Below are 14020 nucleotides of genomic sequence, written 5' to 3'. Positions count from 1 at the left end.
ATAACCAGTTAACATAACATAACTTTGAATGAAATAGTAAAAGTAGTGGTATTACATATACAGAAATTATAATTAATCTATTTTCTAATACACATGAAATACTATTTATCTTTAAATGGCTTTTATCCGTAATAATTCCTCCAAATATAAATAATATAGTAAAGTATATTATTTATATTAATAAAGTATTATCATTGTTTTTACTTTTTTGTAAATACTTTATTAATAATATTGACAATGAAAATTAAAGTAGTAAAATAATTATTATAGTATTAGCACTCATTGTTATTGAGTGCTAACAATAACTTATGAGATTAAAAAAGGAGAGAGTTTTATGGAAACAAAACAATTTAAAGCAGAATCAAAAAGATTATTAGATTTAATGATTAATTCAATTTACACTCATAGAGAGATCTTCTTAAGAGAGTTAATATCAAATGCAAGTGATGCAATTGACAAAATATATTACAAAGCATTAGTAGATGAAAATATAAACTTTGACAAAGATAATTATTTCATCAAAGTAACTCTTGATAAGGATTCAAGAACAATAAAAATTAGTGATACTGGTATAGGTATGACTAAAGAAGAGCTTGATGATAACTTAGGTGTTATAGCTAAAAGTGGTTCATTAAAATTTAAAAAAGAAAATGAAATTAAAGATGGTTATGATATCATAGGACAATTTGGTGTAGGATTCTATTCATCTTTCTTAATTGCAGATAAAGTTACTGTTATAAGTAAAGCATATGGAAGCAATGAAGCGTATAAATGGGAATCATGTGGTGTTGATGGATATACAATAGAACCATGTTATAAAGATTCTATTGGTACAGATATAATTTTACATGTAAAAGAAAATAGTGAAGATGAAAATTTTGATGAATATTTAGAAGAATATAAAATTAGAACATTAATTAAGAAATACTCTGACTTTATTCGTTATCCAATTAAAATGGATATAACTGAAAGAAGACTTAAAGAAGGTTCAGAAAACGAATATGAAGATATTATAGAAGAAAAAGTAGTAAACAGCATGGTTCCTATTTGGAGAAAAAACAAAAATGAACTTACTACAGAAGACTATGATAACTTCTATAAAGAAAAACACTATGGCTTCGATAAACCTTTAAAACATATTCATTTAAGTGTTGATGGAACAGTTAGCTATAATGCAATTTTATATATTCCGGAAAATATGCCTTATGATTTTTATACAAAGGATTATGAAAAGGGGTTAGAGCTTTATTCTAATGGAGTAATGATCATGAATAAATGTTCTGATTTATTACCTGACTACTTTGGATTTGTAAAAGGTATAGTTGACTCTGAAGATTTATCATTAAATATTTCAAGAGAAATATTACAACATGATAGACAATTAAGATTTATTGCAAAAAATATAAAAAATAAAATAAAAAGCGAACTTGAAAAAATGCTTAGAAATGATAGAGAAAGCTATGAAAAGTTCTATACTGCTTTTGGAAGAACACTTAAATTTGGTGTGTATGATAACTTTGGTGCAGAAAAAGATGTTCTTCAAGACTTACTAATGTTCTATTCATCAAAAGAAAAGAAGATGACTACTTTAGATGAATATGTAACAAGAATGTCTGATGACCAAAAGTATATTTATTATGCTGCTGGAGAATCTATTGATAGAATAGAAAAACTTCCTCAAACAGAATTATTACTTGATAAAGGATATGAAATATTATACTTTACTGATGATATTGATGAATTTGCTATTAAAATGCTTATGAAGTATAAAGATAAAGAATTTAAATCAGTGTCAAGCAGTGATTTAGGTATTGAAAATAATGATGCAGAAATAAAAGAAGAGGAAAATGATGCAGAAAACAAAGCATTATTTGATTCAATGAAAGATATCTTAAATGGAAAGATTAGTGCTGTTAAGATTTCTAAGAGATTAAAAAATCATCCTGTTTGTTTATCAAATGAAGGAGATTTATCAATTGAAATGGAAAAGGTATTAAATCAAATGCCTAATGCACAAGGTGTAAAAGCAGATAAGGTACTTGAAGTAAATGCTAATCATGAAGTTTTTAAAGCATTAAAGGATGCCTATGAAAATGATAAAGATAAATTGAATTTATATACTAATATTTTATATAATCAAGCATTATTAATTGAAGGATTAAGCATATCAGATCCAGTTGAATTTACTAACGACATCTGTAAATTAATGAAATAGTTATTGAAAAATTTCCCAGGTAATATTTATAATATTCCCTTAACAACGAAAAAGAATGTTATTAGAAATAACTCTAATAACATTCTTTTTATTATTCATATTTAAATTTAACACTAATTTCCTTAATTTCACCTTTAGAATTTTTTCTAATTGTAAAATTCTTTATGTCTTTAAATTCATTATCTAACTGATAAGCTAATTCATTAATAGTTGCCTTACATTTCTTAGATAAGTCATTGTCTTCAACAATTGTAAATCTAGATTTTTTACAAGTAGTTTCATTTTGCGAATCATCGATTACTACATAATAATCAGAAGTCTCCTCAATAACATAATATTCCTTGTTTAAAGTTAAACTATCGCATAAATTATTATTTATACATCTTAAAATCATATTTAATTCCTCCCTAACCCTTTTGCCTATATTATAGGACAAAATCCATAAAAATGAAATTGGAATTTCATATGAATTTAATAATACTTTTTAGTAGGAAATTATATTATTTACATAAATATATTTTACAACTCCTATTATTATCTTGTATAATCAACTTTGCATATATTTATGCAAATACCAAAGAAAAAGTAGTAATATAATGTGGAGGGATATTATGAATATAAATAATAATTTATTAAATGAGAAAATCAATCAATTAAAAAAGGGCCTTGAAATTGTTGGGGCAAATGAAAATTTATACAATAAAACTAATGATGAAATTATAAATGATATCTTAGATATGGCTTTTAAAGGTGAAACTTTAAAGTTTACTATAAATGATTCAGAATATACAATTAACGAATTAATTCAACTTAAACAAGAATATGAAAAACATTTCTTGAGAAATAAACTAACAACATTAAATTCAATTGTATATAAAATAAAGAAGTACGATACATCATTAGATTCATTAATTAGAAAGTATAAAAAGACAAGAGGATTAGAGGAATATAATAAAATTTATGCAAGCATAAATAAGACTTATAGACTTGATATAAATAAATTAGTGTTATCTAGTGTTAATAATATAGAAAATATTACTGATTTAGATGAGCAAGAACATCTTTATGGAGAATATTTAAATCAAAAAAGAAAACAAATAGTAGATGGTGTAGTTAGTAAAGTAGGGATAGTTTAATACTATCCCTTAAACACCTTTATTGTTAAAGTCAGGTACAAAATCTTCTGTATCAGTTCCGGCATCTTGGATAAAACCATTTTTAACACCAATAGATAATGCATAATTTATTAAAGAATCATAAACTTTAGGATTTATTGATTTGTTAATTTCGGGATAATCCTTTGCATTATACAATGGAGTATATTGATTCATCAATGAAATATATACCTTATCATTAAATGTATTATAAATTAAATCTATAACTTTTTTTGAATCAAAAAGTAACCCTGGTAACATTAAATGCCTAACAATTACTCCTTTTTTCATTATTCCGTTATTATCAAACACAGGAGGACCTACTTGTCTAACCATTTCTGATATTATTTCGATTGCATTTTTTGAATAGTTCTTTACCTTTGAATATTTCAATGAATATTTATCACTAAAATATTTGAAATCAGGTAAATAAATATCAATATATCCTTCTAATGATTTAATAGTATCTATAGTATCAATAGAATTTGTATTATAAACTATTGGCAAGGCTAGCCCATTTTTTTTTGCTATTTTTATGGATTCAATAATCATAGGAACATAATGAGTTGGTGTGACTAAATTAATATTATTTGCTCCTTTATTTTGTAATTCCATAAATATTTCTGCAAGTCTATTTATAGTGATTTCCTTACCATATCCATTTTGGGATATTTTAGAGTTTTGACAAAATACACATTTCAAATTGCAATTTGAAAAAAATACTGCCCCCGAACCATTTTCTCCTGAAATACAAGGTTCTTCCCAGAAATGCAAATCAGCTCGTGCAATCTTAATTTTATTATATGTTTTGCATACTCCCATAACATTTTGATTTCTATTTACTTTGCAATTTCTAATACATAAATTACAACTATTTAATAAATTTATATCATTCATATTTAACACCTCATAAGTGAAATTCATGTTTTTAATTCAGTTAATAAACTCTTTCGACTATAAAATGAAAAGATAGTTATTAAAAGTATAGCAATTTATAATGAATTAATCAATTTAAGGTATTATATAGTTATTTCCTGCTATTTGTGGTATAATTGACTCATAATCAAAATGTTGAGAGGTGTAAGATGAATACGGTAACGGTTATAATAAATGGTGTCGAATACAACTTAAGAGGAAAAGAAGACGAAAAATATTTGTTAGACGTTGCAGCTTACGTTGATACTAAAATTAGAGAAATTTCTGGAAGTAATAAAAAACTTAGTACAAGTTCTGCAGCTGTTTTAACTGCTGTTAATATAGCAGATGAACTTTTTAAATGTGATTTAGAAATTGGAAATATAACTAAGAAAAAAAATTCTCTTGAAGAACGTCATTTAACACTTAAAGAACGTTTAAGAGAATTAAAAGTTGAGATAGATGAGACTGCAAAAGCTAGAGCTGCCGAGGTAGATTCCTTAAATTCAATGATATTCCAAATGGAAGAAAAGTTAAAAGAACACGAAGAAATTAAAACACTTAATTCAGAATTAATGAAAAAAATCGAAGAATTAACTAAATTAAATAATGATTTAACATTTGAAAATAATACCTTAAATGAAGAAGTTCAAAAATTAAGTTCTGATAATATAAAATTAGAAACAACCATTAAAAATTGTACAGAAGAAATAAATAGTAGAGTTGCTATAGAAGAGTATGATGAACTTTCAAATAAGTTACAAAAAACTCAAAAAATAAATGTTATGCTTAGCGATGAAAATGATGATTTAAAAGAAAAAATAGAAAGTTTCAATTTAAAAATTAAATATTATACTAATCAAAATACAGAACTACAGGAAAATATATCAACTCTAAATGAGTGTATTAAATTTAAAGAAGCTGAGCTTAAAGAATTTAAAGAACTTAATATTAAACAAAGCTTAGAAGAAAAAAATATATTAGAAAATAAAATTTCTATTTTAGAAAATGATTTGCAAGATGCATTAAATAAAAAAGAGCTATTCAAATCTCGTAATAAGGAAATTAATTTCCAATTACAAAACTTCAAATACAAGGTATTAGATTTAGAAAAGAAGTTAATGGATAGTCAATTCAATTTAGCGGTTGAAAAAAGAGAAAAAAACCCACTATTAAGATAAGTCTGTTCAATCATGAGCAGGCTTATTTTAATTAATGTAGAAAAACATATTTAATTATGTTATAACAATAAGTAGTTTATTTTATAAGTATAAGAATACTAAATAAAAGTAATTAAAAATTTAATAATAATCTATATTTTAATTTATTAGTAGAGATTATTAACTAAATTGATTATTAGTTGAATAGTAAAATAATGTTTATAAATTTAATTTACTAATTCATTTTTTACAAATGATAACATTATTATTGAAACTTAGGAGAGATTTTTATGAATAAAATTGAAATTTTAGCACCTGCTGGCAGTATGGAAAGCTTATATGCGGCAATTAATAAAGGTGCAGATGCAGTGTATCTAGGCGGAAATAAATTTTCAGCTAGAGCATATGCTTCAAATTTTGATAACGAAAATATGAAAAAGGCAATTGATTATGCTCATAGTTATGGGGTAAAAATATATGTTACATTAAACACTATATTAAAAGAAAATGAAATTGATGAAGCTGTTAGATATGTAGGTTATCTATATGAAATAGGTGCAGATGCATTAATAATTCAAGATCTAGGATTATTTAAAAGAATAAAAGAAGAATATAATGATTTAGAAATTCACGCTTCAACACAAATGACAATACATAATGGTGAAGCAGCCATTTACTTCAAAGAAAAGGGATTTCACAGAGTAGTTTTATCAAGGGAAATGTCCCTAGATGAAATTAAACATATTTCTAAAGAATTAATGATTGAAACTGAAATGTTTGTACATGGTGCAATTTGTATAAGCTATTCAGGACAATGCTTAATGAGTTCTATAATTGGTGGAAGAAGTGGAAATAGAGGCAGATGTGCTCAACCTTGTAGAATGGAATATACTCTTCAAGGAGAAAAATCAGGTGAACAAAGAGGATATTTACTTAGTCCAAAAGATATGTGCACAATAGAAGATGTTAAAGATATTATTGACACTGGTACATTCTCATTAAAGATAGAAGGAAGAATGAAAAGACCTGAATATGTAGCTGGTGTAGTTGATAATTACAGAAAAGCTGTAGATAAAGTTATATTAAAGAAAAAATATAATGAACAAGAAGGTAAGGGACAATTATTACAATTATTTAATAGAAGTGGTTTTACTAATGCATACTTAAAAAGTAATACTGGTAAAGATATGATGAGCTTTAATTCTCCAAAAAATACTGGTGTACCTCTAGGTCAAGTAGAAAAAAATGGAGAAATTAAACTTAAAGCAGATATTGCATTAGGTGATGGTATACGTCATGCAGATAAAGGCTTCACTGTAAGTAAAATATTAATTAATGGCAAAGAGCAAAGTAATGCTAAAAGAGGTGACATAGTTAAAATTTTCCCTATTAATTATAAAAATGGTGAACAGCTATATAAAAGTTTGAATAAAGAGCTTTTTGATGAGTTAGAAGATTATATTAAACCATATGCTAAAAAAATATCCTTAAATGCCTCTGTTAAATTTGTTGTAGGTTCTCCTATAGAATTAAATATAAAATATAAAGGAAAAGATTATTGCTTTGCTGGTGAAGTTGTACAAAAAGCTGAAAAGCGTCCTTTAGATAAAGAAAGAATAAAAGAAGCATTAATTAAATCTGGTGATGTACCATTTAAATTAAACATTGTTGAATTTACAGAGTTTGAAGATGGATTTATGAGAGTTGCTGATTTAAACAACTTAAGAAGAGATTCTATAGAAAGCCTTATAAAAAGCATTTGTAAAGAATCAAGAAGAAAACGTCCTACAAAAAAATCATCTTCAAATGAAAAACCTAAGGCTACAGATGATACTCCTAAAGAGCTTTATAGCTGTATTACAAAAAATCAATTAAATGCATTGCTAGATTGTAATATAAATAATATTGCCTTTGATATTTTTAGTAGAGAGGAAAATGCATTAAGATTTTCAGATATAATTGAAACATTTGAAAAGTATAACGGAAATATTAACTTATATATAAAGACCTCATCTATAATTAAAGGTGAATTTAATAAGGTTTGTAGTGTTATAGAAAAAGTTAAACCTTATATAAAAGGAATAATAACATCTAATGTAGGATTAATAAACCTATATAGAAATTCCCTTCAAATTATAGGTGATTATAAACTTAATATAATGAATACACAAAGCTTAGAATTTTATCAATCAGAAATTTCTATTCCAACTTTAAGTATGGAACTTAATAGAGGTGAAATCAAAGAAATACTACGTAAAAATCATGGCAACAATGCCTATGTGATTTATGGTAAACCCGAATTAATGATAAGTGAATACTGTCCAATAGGAAGTACATTTGGTGGTAGAAAAACCAATGTTGATTGCAATGCAATTTGTACTAGAGATAAATTTACTTTAATAGATCGTGTAAATGAAAGATTAAGAGTAATGACAGATTTGTTCTGTAGAAGCTACATTTTAAATCCTGTACCTCTAAATTTATTTGATGAAGTTAATTACTTAAAAGATATAGGTATAAAAACTTTTAGATTTGATTTTAGAGATGAAACATATAATGAAGTAAAAAATGTTTTAAATATGTATGTAGGTAAAATGGAATATGATAAAGCAAACTATACAAAAGGTCAATTTAGAAGAGGTATAGAATAATTTTAGGAGGGTTATTATGAGAATATTAAACATAGTATTTTTAATTATTATATTTATTTTTGGTGTTTTCCAAATGCGAAGCTCTTCTTCTGTACTAAAAACAGATTGGTTTAAAAGTTTGAGTTATAATGAAAAAATAAATACTACAGGGAAAGTTAAAGCAAACTGGAAAAGAAGTATAATACTATTAGCTATTACTGTTTGTGAAATGCTTATTTTAATTTCATCATTTATTGGTAAAAATCATAATCATGAAGATATAATTAATATTGCATTACTAACTATAAGTGCAATAGTTACAATATCATTAATTATTAATAATCAAAAGCTAAATAAAGAATTAAAAAAATAGCATTTGTATAGGAGAAATTTATGAAGGAAAGAACTTTAAGAATTTTAGAATTTAATAAAATTAAAAATAAATTAAGAGGATATGCAGTAACTAGTGGGGGTAAGGAACTTATTGATTCCCTTACACCATATGGTTCTGTTTTTGAAGTAGAAAAGAAACTTGAAGAAACTAATGAAGCTTTAGATATATTAATTCGTAAAGGAACGCCTCCATTTGAGGGATTACACGAAACTAAAGAGGAACTAGAGAGAGCAGGAAAAGGTGGAACTCTTAATCCTGGGCAATTAATGAAAATAGGAAATATGCTTAGATGCTCAAGAAGATTTAAAGAATACGTTGCAAGAAAAGATGATGAGATTGGGTATAAAAATCTTGAAGACTTAGCTTATATTTTAGCTCCATTAAAAAGTTTAGAAACAGAAATAGATACTGCTATTATTTCTGAAGAAGAAATAAGCGACAAAGCAAGTGGTACATTATATAACATTAGAAGAAGTCTAAAAGAAAAAAATTCTTCTGTTAGAGAAAAGATTAATTCTATTGTTAGAAGTAATTCAAAGTATTTACAAGACTCTCTTTACACTATGAGAGGAGATAGATATGTAATACCAGTTAAAGCTGAATATAAGGGAGCTGTTCCTGGCTTAGTTCATGATCAAAGTTCAACAGGTGCTACTTTATTTATCGAGCCAATTAGCCTAGTAAACTTAAATAATGAAATAAAAGAATTAATGCTAAAAGAAAAAGCTGAAATAGAGAGAATACTAAGTGAACTTTCAGCCAAAGTGTATGATAATATAGACATTCTAAGAAGCAATGCAGATATATTAAGAGAACTTGATTTTATATTTGCAAAAGGAAAATATGCATCATCTTTAAATGCTATTAAACCATCTGTAAGAACAGATAGAAGTTTTGATATCATTGGCGGAAAACATCCATTAATAGATCCAAAAATTGTAGTTCCTTCTGATATTTATCTAGGTGAAGAATTTACAACTTTAATGATTACAGGTCCAAATACAGGTGGTAAAACAGTTACATTAAAGACAGTTGGTTTATTACACCTAATGGCATTAAGTGGACTTTTAATACCTGCTAAAGATGGTTCTGCAATTGGATTTTTTAAAGATATATTTGCTGATATAGGTGATGAGCAAAGTATAGAACAATCTTTATCTACTTTTTCATCTCATATGACAAATATCGTGTCAATTTTAGATGATGCAGATGCTAATTCTTTAGTACTATTTGATGAATTAGGTTCTGGTACAGATCCAACTGAAGGAGCTGCTTTAGCAGTAGCAATCATTGAAACTTTAACTAAAAGAGGATCTCGAATAATAGCTACAACTCACTATAGTGAATTAAAAGGATATGCACTTCGTACAGTTGGAGTAGAAAATGCTTCTGTTGAATTTGATGTAGAAACATTACGACCTACTTATAGATTATTGATTGGTGTTCCTGGCAAGTCTAATGCATTTGAAATTTCAAAAAGATTAGGCTTAAATGATGCTGTAATAGCTAATGCTAAAAACTTTATGTCTGAAGAAAATTTACAATTCGAAGACTTAATTAGAGATTTACAAGAAAAGAGTATTATAGCTAATAGGGATGCTAGAGAAGCAAAACATATAAAAGAAGAAGCTGAAAAATTAAAAGCAAAATATGAAGAAAAATTAAAAAAATTAGATACAGTTAGAGATAAAGTTTATGATGAAGCAAGACAAGAAGCAAAAGATATTGTTTCTAGAGCCAAGGATGAAGCTGATGAAATAGTTAAGGCTATGAGAGAGCTTGAGAAAATGGGAATTGCAGAAGGCGGAAGAAATAGATTAGAAGAAGAAAGAAGAAAATTAAAAGCTAGTCTTGAAGAAAAAGAAGCTGCTATGTTTAAATCAAGAGAAAATAGTGGAGAAGCTATTACTAAAGTTAATTTAGGTATGGAAGCATTTTTACCTTCATTAAATCAAAGAGTTATTATAGTATCTAATCCTGATAATAAAGGGGAAGTACAAGTAGAAGCTGGTATAATGAAAATCAATGTTAAATTGAAGGATCTACGTAAAGTACCAGAAGAGCCTAAGAAAAAGGAAAAGAAAAAGAGAGAAGTTAAATTAAACTTAAAATCAGTTGATAGCAGAATTGACTTAAGAGGAATGGATTCTGAAGAAGCTTGTTATAGAACTGATAAATATTTAGATGAAGCTTATCTAGGTAACTTAGGTGAAGTAACAATAGTTCATGGTAAAGGAACTGGTGTCTTAAGAAAAGCTATTAATGATATGTTAAAAAGACATCCACATGTTAAATCTTATAGACTTGGTGTCTATGGTGAAGGTGGAGATGGTGTTACTATTGTTGAATTAAAATAACCATAAATTATTAATGTAAATTCAGTTGAAACCCCTCCTTATTATGCTATAATTAAAGCAGACTAAGGAGGGATTTTATGTATCTTATAAGCGCATGTTTATGTGGTGTTAATTGTAAATATAATGGAGCTAATAATTATAATGAAATATGCGATAAGTTATTTTCTTCAGGAAAAGCAATATTAGTCTGTCCTGAACAATTAGGGGGATTGCCTACACCTCGTATTCCAAGTGAGATAATAAACTATTCTAAAGAAAACTCACAAAAAGACATTACTATTATAAATAAAAATGGAGATAATGTTAGCAAGGAATTTATTAAAGGTGCACAAGAGGTATTAAATATTGCAAAGAAATTAAATATAAAAAAAGCAATATTAAAAGAAGGAAGTCCTTCTTGTGGCGTTAATTACATATATGACGGAAACTTTAATGGCACTAAAATACCTGGAATGGGTATTACAGCAAAAATTTTAAAAGAAGCATCTATAGAAGTGATTAGTGAAAAGGATTTAGGAGGTAATATAAATGGGTATATTTGATTTTTTTAAAAGAAAAAAAGAAGAAAATGATGAGATAGCTTTAGATGAAGCTTTAAATATAAAAGAAATTAATGAAGGCGAATTTAATGGTCAAATGAATTCAGAAGAAGTTAATGAAAATACTTTTAATTATAATTTTGTTATTGATCATGTTGAAGAGTATCATAATACTAAAGAGCTTTCTCCAGAAGAATTAAAATCTCTTATAACTGGTGAAATATTAAAAGTAGTTGATAAGTCTCAAAACTTTGATTCAATGGAGCTATATTCTAAAGAAGCTGCAAAGGAAATAGGAATTGAAAATATATCAGCCTTAACAGAATTTTTATACGGTGGAATTTCAAAACCATCATATTTAAAAGGAAGATATAATGGTTTAGGAGCATGGCCTACAGCTGTAAAAAATGCTGTATTAACTATACTATATTCTTTTAATGAATATAGTGTTGATGAATTATTAAAAATAGCCAATGATAAATCTGCTAATAGCATAAAAGCTGTTAATTTACTTTGTAAAATGGCTGCAAAAGGAATAGAAGAAGATAAAATTATAGATTCTATAATTTATATTATGGATAATTTTAGTGATGAAAATATATTATCAACTTTAGGATTTTTATCACAAGTAAAAAACAATAATAAAGTTTTAAAAACTTTAGAAGTATACTTTAAAAAATACATTTATGATAATAATATTGAATCAGCGTATGATATAACTTTAAGCATAATAAATAATGTTGGTACATTCACAAGAGAGCAATTAATATTCTTAAAAGCAGTAGCATTAAGTGATGAAGTTTTAGAATTATCATTAATATTAAAGGATGAAGATGGTGAGTTTGATTTATCTTCAGTTTCAGAAGATTTAAGACTAAAAGCCGCATTAAGTTTTTATTCTTTACATGATAAAGATGAAGAAATTAATAGCAAATTACTTTATTTAAGAGATAATTCATTAGACATTGAACTAAGAAAATATCTAACTGAAATATTAGGGTAATAATTTATAGAAAAGAAGAATAAGATATCTTATTCTTCTTTTTTTACAAAAAAATAGAAAACTGTTGCTTTTAATACTTTAATGTGTTAAAGTATTAAATAAAGAAAGTGATAAATAGGGGGTACATTATGAAAGTAAAAAAAATAATAAGCAATATAATTTTAGGGGGAAGTATATTATCTTTAAGCATATCATTATTTGGATGTTCAAAATCAAATGAAATAGAAAGTACTTTAAGTAAAGATACTTTAATAGTTGGAATGGATGATGCATTTGCTCCAATGGGCTTTAAAGATGAAAATGGTGAAATTACAGGGTTTGACGTTGATTTAGCTAAAGCTTTAGCTACTAAGTTAGATAAAGAAGTTGAATTTCAACCAATAGATTGGACAATGAAAGAAACTGAACTTAATTCAGGTAATATTGATTTAATATGGAACGGATATACAATTAACGATGATAGAAAAAAGAAGGTTGATTTCTCAGTGCCATATCTAAAAAATCAACAAGTTATTGTTACATTAGGTAATAGCGATATAAAAACTAAGAATGATTTAAATGGTAAAAAAGTTGGTGCCCAAAACGAATCTTCTGCTATAAGTGCAATGGAAAAAGAAGCAGAGTTATATAGTAGCTTTAATGGTGGAAGTGCAATTACATTTGAGGATAATAACCAAGCTTTAATGGATTTAGAAGCTGGTAGAATTGATGCTGTAGTAGCAGATGAAATTTTAGTAAGATACTATATAAGTTTAAAGGGTGAAGATAAATTTAATATATTAGATGAAAATTTTGGTGAAGAAGAATATGGTGTGGGTATTAGAAAAGGTGACACTGAAATGGTAGAAGCATTTAATAAGGCATATAAAGAACTACAAGATGAAGGAACATTAGCAGAAATATCTATAAAGTGGTTTGGTGAAGATATAACTATCAAGGAAAACTAATTTTAAAGAGAGGAGAATCTAAATTGGAAAATATAATAACTTTTTTAAAGGATATACTTAATTATACAGCTACATTGATGCCTCAAGTTATAGTAGGATTAAAGTCAACACTAGAAATATTTACCTTAACATTAGCCTTATCTATTCCACTAGGTATTATTGTAGCATTAGGGAGATTATCAAAGATAAAAATAATAAATAAAATAACAAGTTTTTATGTTTTAATAATGCGTGGAACTCCTCTTCTTTTACAAATTGTATTTATATTTTTTGGACTACCAAACTTAAATATTGTTATAGATAGATTTCCAGCTGCAATTATCGCATTTACTTTAAATTATGGGGCATATTTTGGAGAAATTTTCAGAGCTGGTATTTCTTCTGTTGATGTTGGTCAAAATGAAGCAGCACAAGTATTGGGATTATCTAAAACTGATACATTTTTTAGAATAATTCTACCACAGGCATTTAAAACAGTTTTACCTCCAGTAGCTAATGAAATTGTAACTTTAGTTAAAGATACTGCTTTAGTTTATGTAATTGGTTTAGATGAACTATTAAGAGTTGGTAAAATAGCATGTAATAGAGATTCATCTTTATTACCACTTTTGATTATAGGACTTGTTTATCTAATTCTAATTGGAATATTCACTAAGCTATTGGACAAGCTTGAAAAAAAATATCAATATTACAGTTAAGAGGTGCT

At 26.3% G+C, this 14020-nt stretch carries 12 protein-coding genes; 10 read left to right on the top strand and 2 right to left on the bottom strand.

The genetic code is table 11. From position 1 onward, the window contains the following. The first annotated feature begins 334 nt into the window (after positions 1 to 334). Complete coding sequence (gene htpG / locus HCG70_RS06055; RefSeq protein ID WP_042400326.1) at positions 335 to 2215, top strand: molecular chaperone HtpG; 1881 nt, start codon at positions 335 to 337, stop codon at positions 2213 to 2215. A gap of 91 nt (positions 2216 to 2306) precedes the next feature. Here the strand turns inward: htpG and HCG70_RS06050 are convergent, their stop codons facing one another. After that, complete coding sequence (locus HCG70_RS06050) at positions 2307 to 2609, bottom strand: hypothetical protein (RefSeq protein WP_042400324.1); 303 nt, start codon at positions 2607 to 2609, stop codon at positions 2307 to 2309. Positions 2610 to 2826: 217 nt separating this feature from the next. On the opposite strand from HCG70_RS06050, the gene HCG70_RS06045 reads away from it, so the two are divergent. After that, positions 2827 to 3351 carry a hypothetical protein gene (locus tag HCG70_RS06045; protein ID WP_042400322.1) on the top strand — a complete coding sequence of 175 codons (525 nt, stop codon included), beginning with the start codon at positions 2827 to 2829 and terminating at the stop codon, positions 3349 to 3351. A 9-nt stretch (positions 3352 to 3360) separates the two neighbouring features. Here HCG70_RS06045 and HCG70_RS06040 read toward each other — a convergent pair whose 3' ends face one another. Then, positions 3361 to 4266: a radical SAM protein gene (locus HCG70_RS06040; RefSeq protein WP_042400320.1), complete on the bottom strand. Its 906-nt coding sequence runs from the start codon at positions 4264 to 4266 to the stop codon at positions 3361 to 3363. Between the two features lie 188 nt (positions 4267 to 4454). Here HCG70_RS06040 and zapA point away from each other — a divergent pair, with 188 nt between their 5' ends. The 8 genes from zapA (at position 4455) to HCG70_RS06000 (ending at position 14012) form a co-directional block, all read left to right on the top strand. Beyond that, positions 4455 to 5465, top strand: a complete 1011-nt coding sequence (zapA, locus tag HCG70_RS06035; protein ID WP_221697560.1) for a cell division protein ZapA — start codon at positions 4455 to 4457, stop codon at positions 5463 to 5465. 269 nt (positions 5466 to 5734) lie between these two features. Next, on the top strand, positions 5735 to 8095 hold the full coding sequence (locus tag HCG70_RS06030) for a U32 family peptidase (protein ID WP_042400316.1): 2361 nt from the start codon (positions 5735 to 5737) through the stop codon (positions 8093 to 8095). A 16-nt stretch (positions 8096 to 8111) separates the two neighbouring features. Further along, entirely contained in the window at positions 8112 to 8447 is a 336-nt protein-coding gene (locus tag HCG70_RS06025) for a hypothetical protein (RefSeq protein ID WP_055275959.1), read from the top strand. A gap of 20 nt (positions 8448 to 8467) precedes the next feature. After that, complete coding sequence (locus HCG70_RS06020; RefSeq protein ID WP_042400311.1) at positions 8468 to 10825, top strand: endonuclease MutS2; 2358 nt, start codon at positions 8468 to 8470, stop codon at positions 10823 to 10825. 77 nt (positions 10826 to 10902) lie between these two features. After that, on the top strand, positions 10903 to 11367 hold the full coding sequence (locus HCG70_RS06015) for a DUF523 domain-containing protein (protein ID WP_042400308.1): 465 nt from the start codon (positions 10903 to 10905) through the stop codon (positions 11365 to 11367). After that, complete coding sequence (locus HCG70_RS06010; RefSeq protein WP_042400305.1) at positions 11354 to 12367, top strand: hypothetical protein; 1014 nt, start codon at positions 11354 to 11356, stop codon at positions 12365 to 12367. Before HCG70_RS06015 ends, HCG70_RS06010 begins: the two co-directional genes overlap by 14 nt. Positions 12368 to 12495: 128 nt before the next feature. Then, entirely contained in the window at positions 12496 to 13314 is an 819-nt protein-coding gene (locus HCG70_RS06005) for an amino acid ABC transporter substrate-binding protein (RefSeq protein ID WP_042400302.1), read from the top strand. Positions 13315 to 13391: 77 nt separating this feature from the next. Further along, complete coding sequence (locus HCG70_RS06000; protein ID WP_042400394.1) at positions 13392 to 14012, top strand: amino acid ABC transporter permease; 621 nt, start codon at positions 13392 to 13394, stop codon at positions 14010 to 14012. The last annotated feature ends 8 nt before the right edge of the window (positions 14013 to 14020 follow it).

The organism is Clostridium sp. K04, assembly GCF_019734375.1.
GTDB classification, from domain to species: domain Bacteria; phylum Bacillota; class Clostridia; order Clostridiales; family Clostridiaceae; genus Clostridium; species Clostridium saudiense.
Note: the sequence above shows the minus strand (reverse complement) of the source record. Positions and strands in the feature narration are given on the sequence as shown.